General features: G+C 55.1%; 15 protein-coding genes. 7 read left to right on the plus strand and 8 right to left on the minus strand.

All coding sequences use genetic code 11. The annotated features are described in order from the left end of the window. Nucleotides 1–43: 43 nt before the first annotated feature. Together ACQYWX_RS23600 and ACQYWX_RS23605 are read left to right on the plus strand one after the other, a co-directional pair. Nucleotides 44–1804, plus strand: a complete 1761-nt coding sequence (locus ACQYWX_RS23600; RefSeq protein ID WP_431686535.1) for an ABC transporter substrate-binding protein — start codon at nt 44–46, stop codon at nt 1802–1804. 4 nt (nt 1805–1808) lie between these two features. Then, on the plus strand, nt 1809–2552 hold the full coding sequence (locus tag ACQYWX_RS23605) for a substrate-binding periplasmic protein (RefSeq protein ID WP_431686536.1): 744 nt from the start codon (nt 1809–1811) through the stop codon (nt 2550–2552). A gap of 9 nt (nt 2553–2561) precedes the next feature. Here ACQYWX_RS23605 and ACQYWX_RS23610 read toward each other — a convergent pair whose 3' ends face one another. Together ACQYWX_RS23610 and ACQYWX_RS23615 are read right to left on the minus strand one after the other, a co-directional pair. After that, on the minus strand, nt 2562–5681 hold the full coding sequence (locus ACQYWX_RS23610) for an efflux RND transporter permease subunit (protein ID WP_431686537.1): 3120 nt from the start codon (nt 5679–5681) through the stop codon (nt 2562–2564). Next, nucleotides 5678–6886: an efflux RND transporter periplasmic adaptor subunit gene (locus tag ACQYWX_RS23615; RefSeq protein WP_431686538.1), complete on the minus strand. Its 1209-nt coding sequence runs from the start codon at nt 6884–6886 to the stop codon at nt 5678–5680. Before ACQYWX_RS23615 ends, ACQYWX_RS23610 begins: the two co-directional genes overlap by 4 nt. 278 nt (nt 6887–7164) lie before the next feature. Here ACQYWX_RS23615 and ACQYWX_RS23620 point away from each other — a divergent pair, with 278 nt between their 5' ends. Then, nucleotides 7165–7545 (plus strand): hypothetical protein, encoded by a 381-nt coding sequence (locus ACQYWX_RS23620; RefSeq protein ID WP_431686539.1) that lies wholly within the window; start codon nt 7165–7167, stop codon nt 7543–7545. 326 nt (nt 7546–7871) lie between these two features. Here ACQYWX_RS23620 and ACQYWX_RS23625 read toward each other — a convergent pair whose 3' ends face one another. After that, nucleotides 7872–8396, minus strand: a complete 525-nt coding sequence (locus tag ACQYWX_RS23625; protein ID WP_431686540.1) for a hypothetical protein — start codon at nt 8394–8396, stop codon at nt 7872–7874. A 152-nt stretch (nt 8397–8548) separates the two neighbouring features. On the opposite strand from ACQYWX_RS23625, the gene ACQYWX_RS23630 reads away from it, so the two are divergent. Beyond that, on the plus strand, nt 8549–8743 hold the full coding sequence (locus tag ACQYWX_RS23630) for a hypothetical protein (RefSeq protein ID WP_431686541.1): 195 nt from the start codon (nt 8549–8551) through the stop codon (nt 8741–8743). Between the two features lie 216 nt (nt 8744–8959). On the opposite strand, the gene ACQYWX_RS23635 is transcribed toward ACQYWX_RS23630, so the two are convergent. The 3 genes from ACQYWX_RS23635 to ACQYWX_RS23645 are packed head-to-tail and all read right to left on the minus strand — an operon-like array spanning nt 8960 to nt 11384. After that, a complete protein-coding gene (locus ACQYWX_RS23635) occupies nt 8960–9367 on the minus strand; it encodes a GFA family protein (RefSeq protein WP_431686542.1) in 408 nt (135 codons plus the stop codon). A 43-nt stretch (nt 9368–9410) separates the two neighbouring features. Further along, the gene (fghA, locus tag ACQYWX_RS23640; protein WP_431686543.1) at nt 9411–10256 is read right to left on the minus strand and encodes an S-formylglutathione hydrolase; all 846 of its coding nucleotides are present in this window, start codon (nt 10254–10256) and stop codon (nt 9411–9413) included. Between the two features lie 18 nt (nt 10257–10274). Then, a complete protein-coding gene (locus tag ACQYWX_RS23645) occupies nt 10275–11384 on the minus strand; it encodes an S-(hydroxymethyl)glutathione dehydrogenase/class III alcohol dehydrogenase (RefSeq protein WP_431686544.1) in 1110 nt (369 codons plus the stop codon). Nucleotides 11385–11464: 80 nt separating this feature from the next. Between ACQYWX_RS23645 and ACQYWX_RS23650 the strand changes: the two genes are divergently transcribed. Both ACQYWX_RS23650 and ACQYWX_RS23655 read left to right on the plus strand, forming a co-directional pair. After that, nucleotides 11465–14335, plus strand: a complete 2871-nt coding sequence (locus ACQYWX_RS23650) for a LuxR C-terminal-related transcriptional regulator (protein ID WP_431686545.1) — start codon at nt 11465–11467, stop codon at nt 14333–14335. Nucleotides 14336–14598: 263 nt separating this feature from the next. Continuing rightward, a complete protein-coding gene (locus tag ACQYWX_RS23655; RefSeq protein ID WP_431686546.1) occupies nt 14599–14868 on the plus strand; it encodes a PEP-CTERM sorting domain-containing protein in 270 nt (89 codons plus the stop codon). 9 nt (nt 14869–14877) lie between these two features. Here the strand turns inward: ACQYWX_RS23655 and ACQYWX_RS23660 are convergent, their stop codons facing one another. After that, nucleotides 14878–15459, minus strand: coding sequence for an NADPH-dependent FMN reductase (locus ACQYWX_RS23660; RefSeq protein ID WP_431686547.1), 582 nt, complete (start codon nt 15457–15459; stop codon nt 14878–14880). A gap of 81 nt (nt 15460–15540) precedes the next feature. Between ACQYWX_RS23660 and soxR the strand changes: the two genes are divergently transcribed. Further along, entirely contained in the window at nt 15541–16002 is a 462-nt protein-coding gene (soxR, locus tag ACQYWX_RS23665) for a redox-sensitive transcriptional activator SoxR (protein ID WP_431686548.1), read from the plus strand. 46 nt (nt 16003–16048) lie between these two features. On the opposite strand, the gene ACQYWX_RS23670 is transcribed toward soxR, so the two are convergent. Further along, on the minus strand, nt 16049–16990 hold the full coding sequence (locus ACQYWX_RS23670; protein ID WP_279507705.1) for a DUF4253 domain-containing protein: 942 nt from the start codon (nt 16988–16990) through the stop codon (nt 16049–16051). Nucleotides 16991–17441 lie beyond the last annotated feature (451 nt).

The following is a 17441-nucleotide window of genomic DNA, read 5'->3' on the forward strand; positions in this document are numbered from 1 at the left end:
ATTGGGCTAGATTGTTGTATTAGAGCGACAATAATAACCCCCAATGACAAGCGAGCGTTCAATCCCGGTGCTTCCCAACATACGGTGTCGCAGCGCATCCGTGGCGCCCAAAATTCTCGCCTCTGGAGTGCTCTGTCTCGCGTTGTGCGGCGACGCCCTCGCAGCGCCCAAGCTCTCGGAGGAAACCGTCTCCTATTGGTTGGACGGCGAATTTTCCGTTTCCACTCTCAGCCGGAAAGAGCAGGCTGCTGAACTGGCCTGGTTTCATAAGGCGGCGGAGCCTTTTCGAGGCATGACCATTTATGTGGTGTCAGAAACCATCGACACACACTGGTATGAAGCCAATATTCTCTCCAAAGCTTTCGAAGACGTCACCGGCATCCGCGTCGTGCATGAGATCACAGGGGAAGACGATCTTGTCCGCAAACTGCTTTCGCAAATCGAAACAGGCATCAATATTTACGACGCCTTCATCAGCGATTCCGATCTGATCGGCGCTCACTATCGCAGCGGCGCTGTCGTCGCGCTCTCCGACTATATCCAGCAGGACGGGGCCGCCGTCACACTACCGACGCTGGATTTGCAGGACTTCATCGGCCTCAATTTCACCACGGCGCCGGACGGCAAGGTTTATCAGCTACCCGACCAGCAATTCGCCAATCTGTACTGGTATCGCTATGACTGGTTCAACCGCAAAGACCTGCGTGAGCGTTTTCAACGTCTCTACGGCTATGAGTTGGGGGTGCCGGTCAACTGGTCCGCCTACGAGGATATTGCGGAATTCTTCACCGTCCACGTCAAAGAGTTGGACGGCCATCCGGTCTGGGGACACATGGATTACGGCAAAACCGATCCCTCCCTGGGCTGGCGCATCTCCGACGCCTGGCTCTCCATGGCGGGCATGGGGGATCGCGGCATTCCCAACGGCGTTCCTGTGGACGATTGGGGCATCCGGGTGGATGGCTGCCGCCCGGTGGGCGCCAGCGTGCAACGAGGCGGGGCGCTGGACAGTCCGGCGGCGAACTACGCTATCCGCAAGTTCGTCGATTGGTTTAAATACGCACCGCCTCAGGCGGCGAACCTGACATTCACTGAAGCCGGCGGCTGGGTCGGCACGGGACAGATCGCGCAGCAGATATTCTGGTACACCGCCTTCGTCGCCCAGGCCACGCAACCCGGTCTCCCCATCGTCAACGCCGACGGCACGCCCAAATGGCGCATCGCCCCCTCCCCGGTCGGCGCTTACTGGGAGGAAGGCATGAAGTCCGGCTATCAGGACGCAGGTTCCTGGACCCTGCTGAAAAACACCCCCGCAGACCGCCGTCGGGCAGCCTGGCTTTACGCCCAGTTCACCGTATCCAAAACCGTCTCTCTCAAAAAAACTCTGGTGGGATTGACGCCCATCCGCCTGTCGGACATCAACTCGTCAGTCATGTCGGAGAAGGCTCCCATGCTGGGCGGGCTGGTGGAGTTTTATCGCTCCAACGCCCGCAACTACTGGACGCCGACCGGCTCCAATGTGCCCAATTACGCCAAGTTGTCCCCTTTGTGGTGGAAATATATTTCTCTGGCTCTGGAAGGCGCCCGTCCGGTGGATGAGGTCATGCAGGATCTCGCCCGGGCGATGGACCGAGGCCTGGACGCAGTGGGACGGGAAGAGCCCGGCGTCTGTTCGCCCCGCCTGAACCCAGAGTCCTCCCGCGAATTCTGGCTGAAGGCGCCAGGAGCCCCCAAACCGGAACGCAACGAACATCCTCCTGGAAAGACGTTAAGCTATGAAGAGTCAATCAAAGTCTGGAACTAGTCCCATGACGCGACTGCTGGCCGCTTGCGTAACCTGGGTCCTGCTTCACTCCGTTCCAGCTCTTGCGGAGGGAGAGAAAATTCAAGTGCTGGCGTATGCGCAGCCGCCTTTTATGGAGCTGCGTCATGATCGGCCGGCGGGGCTGGCTATCGACATTCTCAACATGCTGTTCCAGCGCGCGGAGGTGGACTACAGCATTCTGTTTCTGCCGCCGAAGCGCGCCTACGTCACCGCCCTGTCAGAACCCAATAACTGCGTGCTGGCGATCGAACGCAGTCAGGCGCGGGAAGCCTTGTTTCAATGGGTCAGCCCTATTCTCATCACCCGGCACGGCTTCTATTCCAATCAGACGGACAATTACAATATCCGCACGCTGAACGACGCCAAGCCTCTGGTAATAGGCAGCTACCTGGGTAGCGGCGTGGGCGAATATCTGGAGAAGCTGGGGTTCAATGTAGATCTCACTTCCAGCAACGACCTGAACATCCGCAAGTTGCAGCTCAAACGGGTGAACCTGTGGGCCAGCGATACCGTTTCCGCTGCGGTGATCATCAATCAGAGCAACCTTCCCATCAAGCTAGAGCATGTCTTCCTCACCACGCTAAGGGCGATGGGCTGCAACCTGAGTACGTCGCCCACCCTGGTGGAGCGACTGCAAAACGAACTCAAGCGCATGTATCAGGACCAGTCCATTCGGCAGCTGTATCGCAACTACCTGGGCCAGGATGCGGACTGGCTGAGCAATTGACGCCGTTTTTCAGGCGGCGTCTTCACGAAGGGCTTGATTGGGACGGAACAGCCGCTTCAGATCTTCGATGACCACGTAGTTCACGGGCACCAACAGCAGCGTCAGGAAGGTGGCGAACAGTATCCCAAAGCCCAGGGACACCGCCATCGGGATCAAAAACTGCGCCTGGGTGGATTTCTCGAACAGCAACGGCATCAATCCAATAAAAGTGGTCAATGACGTCAGCATGACCGGGCGGAAACGGGCCACGCCCGCATTCAGCACGGCGGTCATCAGATTACCGCCGTTCTCCCGATCATTGCGGTGTTTGTTGATGAAGTCCACCAACACCAGACTGTCATTCACCACCACTCCGATCAGCGCCAGCATACCCAGCAAACTGGTGAGGCTCAGATCCATCCCCATGACCCAATGGCCCAGCACCGCGCCAATGCCGCCGAATGGAATCACCGTCATGACAATCAACGGCTGAACGTAGGATTTGAATGGAATCGCCAACAAGCTGTAGATCATAAACAGCACGAACAACAGCCCCCATTTAAGACTGCCGAAGGACTCCCTTTGCTCTTTCGCCTCGCCTTCCCAGCTGTACTGAATGTCAGGATGTTGCAGCATCAGATCGTCGAGGAAACGGGTCATGTCTTCCTGCAAGGCCAGCATATTGGTGTTCTGCTTATCGATATCCGCACGCACGTTCATGGTGCGATAGCGATCTATACGATAGATCGTGGTGGGGCTCAGGCCCGGCTTGAGTTCGGCGATTTCGCCCAACGGAATCAAGCGCCCGTCAGAGGCGGCGATACGCAGGCTCTGCAAATCGCTGACGGACTGCCGATCGGAGCGTGGGTAGCGCACCATGACGCGCACGTCGTCACGCCCCCGCTGGATACGCTGCACCTGATAACCATAGAACGCCTGACGGATCTGATTGATGACGTCCGACCGGTTCAACCCCAGGGCGTAGGCTTCGGGCTTCAGTTCCACCTGCAGTTCTTCTTTGCCGTCGGACAGGCTGTCGGTAATGTCGAATACCGTGGGATAGCTCGCCAAACGCGCTTTCACCTGCTCTCCCACCGCCTCCAGGGTCTCGAAATTATTACCGGAAAACTGAATGTCGATGGGGTCGGAGACCCGCCCGATCTCCGCGCGGAATGTTAACGACTCAGCGCCGGGAACCACGCCGATCAGGCGACGCCACTCATTAACCAGTTCATTGCTGGTGACCGCCGTGTCGCGCTCCTCCGGGGCCACAATCTCGAAGATCACTCGCCCGACATGGGAACCGCTGGAGCCGCCGCTGGTGGCCAGCACATCCAGGATCAGGTCTTCTCCAGTCTGCGGATCGCGATACTTCTCCTTGAGCTTGAAGGCGGCGTCCGCCATTTTGGAGACATAACGATCCGTCACCTCAAAAGGCGTGCCCTGAGGCATGGTCAGCGACGCTCTGGCGATCTCGCTCTGTACTCTGGGGAAGAACACAAAGTTGATCCAGCCGGACGCCACCAGCGTGCTCAGCAGAATAAAAGAGCCTACTGCGAACGACAAAAACAGGTAACGATTACGCAGTGTCCAGTGCAACACCGGGTGATAGTAGCGCAGAATCGCGTTTTCAAATCCGTCCGCAAAAGCGCGCTGCCAGCGCTCCAGGCGCGATCCGGCGTTGGGATCGGGATTGATGCGCACATGCTTCAAGTGTGCGGGCAATATGAGTTTGGACTCGATCAGCGAGAACACGAAAATCGGCAGCACCACCACCACAATCTGCGCGAATAACTGACCGCGTACGCCTTCGATAAAGGCGATGGGCATGAAAGCGGCCATGGTGGTCAGTACGCCAAACGTAACTGGCGCCGCCACTTCCTGGGTACCCTGAATCGCCGCTTGCAAGCCGTTTTCCGCACGCCGCAAGTGGGTATAAACGCTCTCGCCGGTGACGATGGCGTCGTCCACGACGATCCCCAGCACCAGAATAAAAGCGAACAGGGTAAAAATGTTAAGGGTGACGCCAAAGTACGGCATCACCAGGAACGCGCCCATAAAGGAGATCGGAATGCCGCAAAAAACCCAGAACGCCACCGACGGCCTTAAGAACAGCGTCAACAGCAGCAACACCAGAATGCCGCCCTGGATCGCATTGTCCGTCAGGGTCTGTAGACGCTTTTTAACCAGCTTGGAAAAGTCGCGCCAATAGGTCAGTTCGACTCCGACTGGCAGGCTGCTCTGCTTACGTTCGATATACTCTTTGACCTTGTCGGCGACGCCAATGGCGCTTTGATCTCCCACCCGGAATACATCCACAAACGCCGCCGGCTGGCCGTTGAAACGGGTGAGCACGCGCCCTTCTTCAAACCCGTCCACGACGGCGGCCAGATCTCTGACGCGCACGAAACTGCCGTCGCGCTGGGTCAGCACGACGATATCTTCAAAGTCATCGCGACGGTAGGCCTGACCTTTGGAGCGAATCAACACCTCGCCGCCATCGGTCTGGATATTGCCCGCCGACACGTCCAGGGAGCTTTTGCTGATGGCCTGGGCGATGGTTTGCAGCGTAATGCCGTAACGTTGCAGCGTCGCTTTGGGCACTTCAATGGAGATTTCATAGTTGCGCACGCCATCCAGGGCCACCTGCGTGACGCCGTCCAGACGCAACATGTCATCGCGCACATGCTCCGCCAGCGTACGGATTTCCGACTCGGGATACGGCCCGGCGATAGCGACGGTAATCACCTCCCGGGTATGCTGCGCCAGACTGATAACCGGTTTTTCCACATCCCCTGGAAAGGAGTTGATGGAGTCCACCCGGCTTTTCACATCCGCCAGCAGCTCACGGGGATCATAGTCGCTGTCCACTTCGACCGTGACCGATGCGCTGCCCTCAGAGGATCGGCTGACGATTTGCTCGACGCCCTCCAGGTCCTGCACCGCTTCTTCAATTTTGACGCTGACGCCCTCCTCCACTTCTTCCGGGGTGGCGCCGCGAAGCGAGACGGAAATTGAGATGGTAGAGGGTTCAACAGAGGGAAATACTTCCAACGGTAGACGCTGACTCAGTGATCCCAGGCCCAAGGCCAGGATCGTCAGCATCAACAGGTTGGCGGCGACATGATTACGAGCGAACCAGGCGATCACTGCACGTCTCCAGCCGCTGCGTCAGCTGGCTTTTCTCCGTTACGGCGCGCCACCTTTTCCGATTCGTTCTGCGCGCGTTTGATACGCACGCCGCTATTGACCTGTCCCAGCGGGGTGAGAATCAGTTCGTCGCCCGCCTGCAGCCCTTCGCTGATCAGCGCGGACTTCCCGCTCTGCCAGCCGATCTCAATGCTCTGTCGGTGCAACACCTCCCCTTTGGCGATGTACACATAACTGCCCTGATAAATAGATGAAACGGGCACCACCAGGGCTTCCGGCAAGCGCCGGCCCTGAATTTCCGCACTGACGTACTGACCTATTTTTAAAGGATATCGATTTTTGTCCTGAAGCCCGAATGGGTCATCGATCTGAGCGACCACGTAAAGCTGCTGGGTCGTCGCGTCAATGGCGCCTTCCGTACGCACGATTTTGCCGCGCCATTTTTCTTTTGACCCGGCGAGGTTATTAAAAATCGTCACTTCTGGCGATTCGCCTCCCCGACGCTGCTCGGGCAGGTCGATAAATCCCAGATCGGTATTGTTCAGTGGCAAACGCACTTCGACATAATCCGTGGCGTAGATTTCCGCCAGTGTGGTCTGCGGCGAAACGACTGAACCCAGGTCCACCTGTTTCTTCAATACGCGACCCGCATAAGGCGCTTTGATTTCGGTCCGCTCCAGATTGATGCGCGCCTGCGTATGCTGGGCGATCGCCGTTTGCACCCGGGCCTGAGCCGCGGCCAGCTGCGGCTTGCGCAACGCCAGATCTGAGGCGTTATTAACGCCGCCGATTTTTTCCCAGTCCTTTTTCGCCTGCCGCACTCGTGCCTCTTCCTCCGCCAACGCCAACTTCGCTTCCGTTACGGAGCCTTCAGCAATGCGCAATTGCACTTGATAGTCCACAGGGTCGATTTTCATCAACACCTCGCCTTTGGCGAAAAAGCCGCCATCACGAAGATTTGGCGACACCTCGATCACCTGACCGGACACCTGGGCGACAATGGCGCTTTGCGTACGTGGTTGCACGATGCCGAACGTGGAAATACGCACTGGAAACACTTCGGTTTGCAACGTTTGGGTTTCAACGCTGATAGCGGGCTGCGGGTGCTCTTTCTGAGGCTTGGCCTGAGGTTTGAACTCAGTGGCGAGATAAGCAACGCCAACAAACAAGGCTAATACCGCTAACGGCAGGACTTTCTTTAACATCTGACTTCCGGGCAACTGTCTGGTCGAGGGGGACTAGGCCTATTTATACGCCGAGGCGCAAAGCGGCGTCCACCGCGAACGCACAATGGGCGATTAACTTTGGTTAATTAAGTGTAGTGGGTTGGAACTGAATGGGTGATGAACAATGCTTCATGGATATTATGAAGAATCGCAGAGCGGTCTCTGTCAAACCGTAGCAGACTCATAAAAATGACTCTAAGATAAGCTCTTTCGAGGCGAGTTTTAAATTCATATTACTATAAATTGGCGCATTGAATATGATGGATGTTTGGATAGCATTCACAAAAAGCAGACCTTTATCAGGATGCTCCATTGATGTTGATGGTTGTGAATTTTATTTTGCGGAAGTGTACGTGCCTATGGTCTCCGCTGGAGAGTCTCCACCCAACTTTGAAGCTATTCTGAGCAAAGTAAAGAGCGAGCTGTTGGAAAACCGCCTGGAGCTGGCAGACATCTCCGCGCTTATTCGCTACGAGGAAGATCAGTGGGAAATACATAGTAACAGTGAAAATGATGTGAACACGTTCGCCACGCTAGCGCGGCTTTCAGAATCTATTGTATTCAGTGGGTTTCGCTCAGAAGAAATAGAAGAGCTAACCTCGTACCGCTACTCAATCTCAGATTTGGATTACGACTAAAGAAACAATTAGTCCAACTAACCATTTCCCACTTAACATAATTAAAGCTATAGCATGACGAAAAGACGTATATAATTAAAAGTGCAAAACTCATTTTGCACATCATCATTCTTCTCAACACCACTCACTTTCATAGGACAATGCAGGATTTATCAAGACGTTAGTGCAACCGAAAGAATCAGGAGAATTGCACTCTATCTACTGCTAAAACTCCGATTATATTGGAATATTCTGCAGCAGAAAAACTCCAGAAATTGTAGCAAAAAAATATAGCCAGCTATTCACCATATCTCACGATTTCCTTGATCAGCCAAGTGATAGCTTTATTATTTACCAAGCTTCTTCGCTACATATTTATTCATGCTGACCATTTGTTTGTATTTTCTATTTCTTTCAACTAAGCCCCGAAATTCAGGCCGAAGCATATACCACGCAGAAAGGAGTGAAGGGACTGTGTATAAAAATAGAACAACCAATGCGAAACGAATCAAATCTTCACTTTGAGTCAACGCCCAAAATACTTGATAGAGCTCCAATACGCCAAGCAGTATGCAAAAAGCCCCAGCAATATAGACGGACCATTTGTGCAGTTTAACTACCCCTACAATCAGGACGAGTCCTAAAAGTAAAAAAACAGTGCCCACTGTGCTTCCGGCCTTGGATGTCTCCTCAAGTAAAGAAGACAAAATGATTTTGATATTACTCGAAAGTAACATGAAACATAGAAGCATCCACACCGCGATGACGAATATCGGCCAAGGCCGCTTAACCGGCGCAAAGACGTTCTCATCGTCGGATTTCAAGTCACTGGAGGGAGTATTATATAAATTATCGGACACGGCTTTATCCACCACAGGCTGCCTGAGACGAGCAGGCATTTTATTGGCGGACTTGACCGGTTAAAAGTATTTTTTGTGACAAAACGTTTTCTTTTCCATCAAGAAATAGTTTGCGTTTCGAGTGGGCGGACTCCCTTCCACCTGGTGCTCGGCACTACAAGCAGATGATCATTGAATATCTGGAGAAGTTCGGCACAGCAAAGCGTATAGACATTAACAGACTGCTTTTAGACAAGTTGCCTGATGTTCTGGATGCCACCCAGAAAGATAATAAGGTCAAGAAACTGCTACAGGCCCTGAAACAAGAGGGGCTGATTGAGCCTGAAGGCAAGTCCTGGCGAATGTCTAACAAGTCTTAGTTTAGACATTTCTAGATATTTTTAGACATTTGGGTGGCCGATGAGCGACGTGACCATCCGGCAAGGAATAGTCACGCCACTCCTGTACCGATTAGCCTCCGACAAACCTGAGCGATTCAACAGCATTACATCTCTGTCCATTTGATTCTTTTTTATGCACAGCCGCCGAATAGAAACTCAACAGGGTGCGCCGACTTTACTAATAACCTGGTTGAGTTACTCATCGATAATTGGTCTCGCCCCAGGATACTGAGGCAAGTCATCGCCAATCACGCACCATTTCGCCTTGAATGCGGTATAGATGTGGTCTTTCGGCAAGCGGTCCGGTTCTTCGTCCAGGGTTCCCAGTGCGATGTCGATATAATCGGGGTTACTGAGAAACCGGAAAAATAAACTGGAGCCGCATTGGGGGCAGAAGCCTCGCTCCGCCTTTTCCGATGAGCGGTATACCGCAATGCGGTCTTCACCTGCGGTCCAGGTGAAGTTCGCCATGCTCACCACGCCGTAGGTTCCCGTCGCCGCGCCATGGAACTTACGACACTTGGAGCAGTGGCAGTGGGATACGTTTTCTTCAAAGGTCTTTACTTCATATTGCACGGCGCCGCACAGACAACTTCCTTTCATATCCCACTTATCTCCGCATTAATTTAACGTTTACAATGCATTCTCATCTATTTACGTCATTGAGCATCTTATGATGATGTTTCACATGATCGCGAATGAATGTCTTAATGAAAAAGTAGCTGTGGTCATATCCAGCGCGATAGTTCAGAGTCAGGGGGATGCCCTTCTCCGCACAGGCGGCCTTCAATAGCTCAGGGTTTAACTGTTCCGCCAGGAATTCGTCTTTATCCCCCTGGTCCACCAGAATCCCGCTTACTTTCGCTCCGGATTCGATCAACGCCACGGAATCGTAGGCTTTCCAGTCTTCCTGATTGGTTCCCAAATATCCCGCCAGGGCTTTCTTGCCCCAGGGGCAGGACATGGGCGCGCAAATCGGCGCCAGCGCAGACACAGAGCGAAACTTCTCCGGCTGCTTGAGCGCGATCGTCAGTGCGCCGTGCCCCCCCATAGAGTGTCCGAATACGCCAGTGCGCTCCTGGTCCATGGGCAGGTTGTCAGCCACCAGCGAGTAAAGCTCCTCCGTCACGTAGGAGTACATGCGGTAATTAGCGCGCCAGGGCGCTTCCGTCGCATCCACATAAAACCCGGCGCCGGAGCCGAAATCATAGCTGAGGTCTTCTCCGTCCAGGCCGACATTGCGAGGACTGGTGTCAGGCGCGACCACGATAAAGCCATATTCCGCAGCGGCGGACTCCACGTCCGCCTTCTGCACGAAGTTCTGGTCCGTGCAGGTGAGCCCCGACAGCCAGAATAAAGTGGCGCACTTTCCTTCTTCCGCAGCCGCGGGAACAAATACGGAAAAAGTCATCGGACAACCGCAGGTTTCCGAATCGTGCTGATAGCGGCGCCAGTATCCTCCGTGGCATTTATTTTCCTGAATCAGGTGCATAGGGTTCCTCCCGGTGCTTTAAAAGAGAATGACGGAGCGAATGCTCTTGCCTTCGTGCATGTAATCAAAGGCTTTATTGATGTCATCCAGGGTCAGGCTGTAGGTAACCATCGGGTCCACTTTGATCTCACCGCTGAGATATTTATCCACGTACCCCGGCAACTGACTGCGCCCTTTCACGCCGCCAAAGGCCGTGCCTTTCCAGGTGCGGCCGGTGACCAATTGGAAAGGCCGGGTGGAGATTTCCTGACCGGCGCCCGCCACGCCAATGATCACCGAGGTTCCCCAGCCTTTATGACAGGACTCCAACGCCGCGCGCATCAATTGCACATTGCCGACGCATTCAAAGGAGTAATCCACGCCGCCGTCGGTCATTTCAACCAGGGCTTCCTGAATTGGCGCTGACAGCTCTTTTGGATTCACGCAGTCCGTAGCGCCCAGGGCTTTCGCCATCTCGAACTTATCCGGGTTGACGTCAACGGCGATGATCCGCCCGGCGTTCGCCATTGCTGCGCCTTGAATGACGCTCAACCCAATGCCGCCCAGACCGAATACCGCAACGGTCGAACCCGGCTCTACTTTCGCCGTGTTCAACACCGCGCCAATGCCAGTGGTGACGCCACAGCCCAACAGACAGACTTTCTCCAAAGGCGCCTTGGGATTGATTTTGGCCAGCGCGATTTCCGGCAGTACGGTGTACTCGGAAAAAGTAGAGGTGCCCATGTAGTGGTAGAGCTGCTTGCCATGATAGGAGAAGCGCGAAGTGCCATCCGGCATCAGGCCTTTGCCCTGGGTGACCCGAATCGCCTGACAGAGATTGGTTTTGCCGGATGAGCAGAATTTGCACTGCCCGCACTCAGGAATATAAAGAGGAATAACGTGATCGCCCGGCTTAACGGAAGTCACGCCTTCGCCGACCTCCATCACCACACCGCCGCCTTCATGGCCAAGAATAGCGGGAAAAAGTCCTTCGGGATCATCTCCTGAGAGCGTATAAGCGTCGGTATGGCAGACGCCGGTGGCGACAATCTTGACCAGCACTTCCCCGGCTTTTGGGCCCTGAACGTCCACTTCGACGATTTCCAGCGGCTGGCCGGCGGCGAATGCGACTGCTGCGCGTGATTTCATATTAAGCTCCCTGGGGGTTAAGGTTATGGGTTGTTATGGATTCCAGTGAGACACTATAGGCGCCGCCCGAAGGCATCGCAATGCCCGCAGTCGGCTTCGCAGCCCTCCACCAAAAGGCGTACTTATATGATTCAAAACGGGAATTGTTCGACATTCCTGACGACGCGCTGACGCATTTCCCTTGCGAGACATTGGGGACCAGTCGGATACTGAGCGCGACTCAGGACGTCGCGGCCATCATCATGATCCTCACAAGCAAACTGCAACCGCCTCAACTTCCCGCGCAACTTCTGCCTCGGGACGCCTTACAGCAACGACTTGGCGGCATAATAAGAAAGCCGGTCACATTAGTGTCGGCGCCGCCGGGCTTTGGCAAAACCACCGCGCTGGCGCAGTTCCTTCATCGCGAACAGCTTCCCTACCTGTGGTACGCCCTGGACGAACAGGACAACGCCCCCGGCATATTCTGGCGTTATGTATGCGCGGGATTCGAATCCGTCTTCCCTAAAATCGGACCACGCAGCGCGCGCATCCTGTCCGTGGATGACGACGCCTTGAACGCTGTGCGCAGCCTGCTGGACGAGTTGACGCAACTGGGACGCACCTGGCGACGCCCGGAAAGCATGCTGGTGGCGATTGATGATGTGCATTACCTCAACGACCCAGCCTTGCTGCAGCAGTTGGATTACTTTCTGGATCACCTTCCGCCTTATCTTCATGTGGCTCTGATGAGTCGCACGATACCTGCGCTGCATATACCCCGTCGTCAGGTCCGCGACAGCGTGCTGTTGCTGAATGCGGAACATCTGCGCCTCTCTGAAACCGAAGCGCCGCAATTTCTGCAAACCCGCCTGGGGATAAGCCTGGACGCATCGGACATGCAGAAACTGCATCGCCTTACCGAGGGCTGGATCGGCGCATTGCAACTGTATGGCTTGAACCTGCAGTCGCAACCCGCCAACCGGCTGCTGACGCTAAGCGCACCGCCAGAGAACGTGGCCGCCTATCTGGCGGAAGAGTGTTTTCAGCAGCAGGACGACTGGGTGCAGACAGGCTTGTTGAATCTGGCCCTGGTTCCCCGTTTCAACCTGCAGCTCGCCAACCAACTTTGTCCCGGCCTCGACGCCGCCTTGTTGCTGGAAACTTTGTTGAAGCGACAGCTGTTTTTATCCGAAACCAGCGCCGACGGCGCCTGGTATCGCTTCCACGATTTGTTGAGGGATTGGTTGCAATTGCGTAATCAGGACCGCCCGCCCGGAGAACAACAAGCTCTGCACGGACAGGCCGCACAATGGTATGCGGAGCAAGGTTACTTTTTAGAGGCCATGGAACAATGGACCCTGGCTGGCGACTGGGAGCAAACTGCTTTATGCGCAGGCCGCGCGCTGCCGGAAATTCTGCGTATGGGACATTATCCGCTGGTGGCGCGCCTGCTGGCTAAAATCCCCCAAGAGCAACTGCATCGTTATCCTAAACTCCTGGTCCAGAGGGCGTTTCTACAGTTGACGCGGATGCGTTTCGACGACGTCGAGGCCGACCTGGATCTGGCCGAGCGCTATGTGGACGCGATGCTGGAGCAATCCGAGAATCCACACACACTGGCGCAGCTGAAACGCCAATATGGATTGCAGGAATCCGAGTCCGTCAGAGAACTGAAATGCATGATCATTCTCGGCCGCAGCCACATCGCCCGGATGACGGATAGACCCGAGCTCGCCACCGAACAGCTTGAGCAAACCCGAGACTTTTTGCCGGAACAGGATTCGCCCTTCACCGCCTGGCTGTTTCAGGGCCTGGGTGCGGACGAATACATCCGCGGCTCGCTGCATGCAGCGCAATATCTGCTGATGCGCGCCCTGCGCAGCAGTCGCAAATATGAAGAGGGCTTCTGTCTGCTCGGCACCCTATCCTGGTTGATCCCTGTGCTTCTGCAACAAGGCAAGCTGCAATTCGCCAAAGAGCTGCTGGAGGAACAGCAGTCCTGGCTGGAAAGCCGCCACATGCACTGTCTGCCAAACTGGGGCGCCCTGCACTATCTACGCCTGTTGATTCTGCTTGAGTTAGAACAACCCGAGGCGGCCAATCAGGAGTTGGAGCGTCTATGGGACGCCACCGACGACCGAGTCATGGCGGTGGACCGGGTCTATCATAAATGGGGCGAGTTCGCCCTGCGTCTGGCTCAGCAAGACTATCAACAGGCGGAAAAGGCGCTGAATCAGTTGGACGCCTATTTTCAGCAACACTTCACCCAATGGAATTTTGTCGTCCCCAGTCCCGCCACGCTCAAAGTCCTTCTCGACGCATTGTCAGGCAACCCCTTCCCTTTGGCGCAGTGGGCGGCGACCTATGATACCCAGGTGCCCATCGTCAATTTGCAACGGCAAACCATTGAGCTGATGATGTACGCTCGCATCAAAATCTATCAGCAGGCGGACGAACTGGACCTGCTAATGGATCGTCTCACTCTTATCCAGAAAGCCGGCAACCTGTACTTTTCCATCAACCTGCTGGTGCTTTGCTGTCTCAATGAGCTGGCCCAGGCGCGCCCCAGCAGCGCCAGAGAGTTTCTCACTCAGGCCGTCAACGCCGCAGCGCCTCTCGGTGTGCGTCGCCCCTTCCGGGAAGAAATCAGCTTCCTGCAACCGCTATTAATGGACATGGCGCGACGCGGACACGCGGCGACTTTTATCTCAGAACTGATGGCTTATTCCTCTTCTCAGGTCCGCCCGCAATCTGGCCACAGCAAATCTCCGTTATTGGAGGAACTCAGCCAACGGGAGACCACCATTCTGAATCACCTGTCCGCAGGGCGCAGCAACGAGGAAATCGCACTCGCGTTAAATATCGCCGCCTCCACAGTAAAGACTCACCTGCGCAACATCTACGCCAAACTAGGGGTGCGGCGTCGAACGCAAGCGCTGGCCATCGCAAGGGAAAAAGGTCTGGTGTGAGACGCTGACGGGTTACATCGACGCCAGGAGCTCAGCAGTCTCTCACGGAGATCGTCACCCCTAAAGTCATACAAGGAGTGCGGCCGGCGTCTGTGGCAGCCAGCTCTCTATCCAGGATTGCCTGTATATCGCGCCCTTTGAATTTCATTCATTCGCCGCTGATACGACACTCTATGTCGTAGCAAAAGGTATCATTTCAGTTCTCCCTGGGAGAGAGTCCCTGTCATTCAATATTCGTCCAACTCACTGAAGATAAAAGGCTTATGCAGTTCAAAGCAATTCTATTCATTGCGGCCTCATCGCTTTGCGCAACAGCGTCGGCACCTACACTGGCGACGCAAGCCAACGTTGGCGATCAGGCTCAGATCCCGGTTGAAACCGAGACCCAATTACCGGGTGCGGACCTGCCGATTTACCACGCCAACGCGCAGTCGGCGCCGCAGCCGAATCTGGCCGCGCCAGAACCGGCTTATATCGCGCTTCTGGGGCTGGGAGCGATGGCGCTGTTTTTGCGCCGACGCTCCGCCCCCTGACGAACGCCATCAGGCGGCCTGCTTGCCATCGTAAGGCGTCGCCTGACGCGCCCCTTGTAACGCCTGCGCCCACCAAACCAATCGATCCAGCATAATGTCCATGGACGTTTGCGCGCGCGCAGGGGCCAACAGTTCGCCATGCTCATCAAACTGCTCCCAGGCGCTGGCGAAACTGACGGTATCCCTCACAGTCACGGCGTGCAGCTCCGCAAACACCAGACGCAACTGCTCCACCGCCCGCAGGCCGCCGGAAATACCGCCATAGGACACAAACGCCACCGGCTTGGCGCGCCACTCGCTGTTCACGGAGTCAATGACGAACTTCAAGGGCGCAGGATAGCCGTGGTTATATTCCGGCGTCACGATGACGAACGCATCCGCCAGTCCAACGCGATGACATAAGGCTTCGACCTCAGGAGGACGCTCGCGCTGATGATAGGGAGGCAGCGCCAGTTCCGCCGGGTCGATCATATCCAGATTCAGCCCCTGACGACCAAGAATGCGTCCGCCAGCCCAGCGCGCCACTTTGTCGCAGAAGCGCCCTTCCCGAGTGCTGCCATAGATCAACGCCACGTTAATATCACCGCCCATAAATCATTACTCCAAAGAGGTTGTTATCAAGTCTGCGGCAGTGTAAAACCTCAACTTAACTTTAGGTCAAGAGGTATTTTCATGGCGAAGCTCAACGCCAGTAACGCTTATAAAGAACTCAGCGTCGGCGAAGTGGCGAAACGCAGCGGCGTCGCCGTTTCCACCCTGCATTTCTACGAATCCAAAGGATTACTGAAGAGCAGTCGCAACTCCGGCAATCAGCGTCGTTATCCCAGAGGCGTCCTGCGGAGAGTGGCGATCATCAAGGTGGCGCAACGTACCGGCGTGCCCTTGTCTGCGATCAAAGAGGCCTTGTCCACCCTGCCCGAAGGTCGCGCGCCAAGCGCGGCGGACTGGCGTCGTTTATCAGAACAATGGAAACAAGTGCTAAATGACCGGATACGCAAACTCACCCAGTTAAGGGATCAGCTGGATGACTGCATCGGTTGCGGCTGTCTGTCGATGGAGGATTGTCCGTTGCGTAATCCCTGGGACGAGTTGGCGGCGCAGGGCCCAGGGCCGCGTTTGTTAGAGCAGGATTGACCCTGGCTGACGCCGGGGGGATAAGATTATTTATACGCGTTGAAGGTCAGGGACGTTCGTGTAAAAACCAGCGGCGGGTTTTCATCAGCGAACGGGCGTGATCACGCAGGAGAACCCCCGCCAGCGCTGTGGTGCAAGGCGCCAGCGCTTCCTGTTCAAAGGCCAGATCGAAGGATTCAAAAATATCCTTTGGCCCCGACTTGGCGTTGAATTGCAGCATGGTGCCGTAATGGGCCACCAGCTCTGCGCCGTACTTGTCATGCCAGTGCCGCAACATGGCGATAGAGGCTTCCGACCCCACATTCTCAGCGCCATACCAATGCATATACGCAAGCGCTTCCCAAGGTTTTGTCGTCGGCAACAATATCAACGCCTGCGCCTGACCCTGAGGCTCGTACCAGTCGATATGGTCGCAATACTCAGGCTCCAGCACATCGCTGGCGCCTGAGTATTGAATCTCCCACTCCAACATCCAGCGCTCGAATTCAAAGTAGCTGGTGATCCGCTTCTCGGCGATCAACTTATTGATTTCATCCAGAGAAGGCACTTTGCCAAAACGCTCTTTGGTATGGCCGATGCTGTACTCGAAATTCTCCTCCAGATCTTCGGAGTACAGGCGATTATGGGCCGCCAGGACCGCCTGTATGTCAGCCATTTCCGCGCCAGCGCAGATCGCCTGCGGCGAGAGATCCCGATCCGCTCCCGACGGCTCCCACCCATAAGGACGACGCATAAACGCATCCTCGTTGAGCACCGCCTCGCGCCAGCTGCCGGCGTCATTCAACCAGCATGCATGCAACACCGGCCACATGCCGGTCTGCTCGGAAATAGAACGAAATTCCGCCCACAAATCCATCGCCTCTCCGGCGGTAATTTCAACAGCGAAGGCCTTCCGTGCAACGCCCGGCACATCCATCATCACGACTTCATGCTCGTCATAACCGATCCCACTGAGAATCTCACATAACTGGTCTTCGGTTTCTAACATTGCGCAACCTTCCTTCACATCTAACAGGTTCTATATGTGGCCGACTTTTTTCTCATATCTTGAGTTTAGTAGCAGGAAAACTTTAAACCAAACCCCGGCAGACAATCCTATGTAAACGATTGTGTAATCTGCGCCATACCGCAGCCGGACAATCCCCACGGGATATACTGTATTGAAAGCCAAGTCGTTGTAGATGAATGTATAGCGTCAGCCTATACAATGAAATCGGCTGATCGGACGCCGTAGCAGAAGTGATGCAAAAAAAACGGGTTATCGGGAAGGAAACCAAGCCTAATCACAAAAGCTTTCATGGTGCTTTTTGATACTCAGAGATACCGACTGAAAGCTCAGGATGTCATAAGTAACCGCGTAGTGATGAGATCACGGAATCTTATATTTGCTGCGACAAGAAGACGGAAGAAAAGGCCCGCGTCAAGGGGCCTTTATAAAG

Source organism: Hahella sp. NBU794, assembly GCF_050749805.1.
Lineage (GTDB): Bacteria > Pseudomonadota > Gammaproteobacteria > Pseudomonadales > Oleiphilaceae > Hahella.

Coding starts and splice junctions, on each gene's coding strand:
- ACQYWX_RS23600 (WP_431686535.1), top strand. CDS start 44: ATGACAAGCGAGCGTTCAATCCCGGTGCTTCCCAACATACGGTGTCGC.
- ACQYWX_RS23605 (WP_431686536.1), top strand. CDS start 1,809: ATGACGCGACTGCTGGCCGCTTGCGTAACCTGGGTCCTGCTTCACTCC.
- ACQYWX_RS23615 (WP_431686538.1), bottom strand. CDS start 6,886: ATGTTAAAGAAAGTCCTGCCGTTAGCGGTATTAGCCTTGTTTGTTGGC.
- ACQYWX_RS23620 (WP_431686539.1), top strand. CDS start 7,165: ATGATGGATGTTTGGATAGCATTCACAAAAAGCAGACCTTTATCAGGA.
- ACQYWX_RS23630 (WP_431686541.1), top strand. CDS start 8,549: ATGATCATTGAATATCTGGAGAAGTTCGGCACAGCAAAGCGTATAGAC.
- ACQYWX_RS23635 (WP_431686542.1), bottom strand. CDS start 9,367: ATGAAAGGAAGTTGTCTGTGCGGCGCCGTGCAATATGAAGTAAAGACC.
- fghA (WP_431686543.1), bottom strand. CDS start 10,256: ATGCACCTGATTCAGGAAAATAAATGCCACGGAGGATACTGGCGCCGC.
- ACQYWX_RS23645 (WP_431686544.1), bottom strand. CDS start 11,384: ATGAAATCACGCGCAGCAGTCGCATTCGCCGCCGGCCAGCCGCTGGAA.
- ACQYWX_RS23650 (WP_431686545.1), top strand. CDS start 11,465: ATGCCCGCAGTCGGCTTCGCAGCCCTCCACCAAAAGGCGTACTTATAT.
- ACQYWX_RS23655 (WP_431686546.1), top strand. CDS start 14,599: ATGCAGTTCAAAGCAATTCTATTCATTGCGGCCTCATCGCTTTGCGCA.
- ACQYWX_RS23660 (WP_431686547.1), bottom strand. CDS start 15,459: ATGGGCGGTGATATTAACGTGGCGTTGATCTATGGCAGCACTCGGGAA.
- soxR (WP_431686548.1), top strand. CDS start 15,541: ATGGCGAAGCTCAACGCCAGTAACGCTTATAAAGAACTCAGCGTCGGC.
- ACQYWX_RS23670 (WP_279507705.1), bottom strand. CDS start 16,990: ATGTTAGAAACCGAAGACCAGTTATGTGAGATTCTCAGTGGGATCGGT.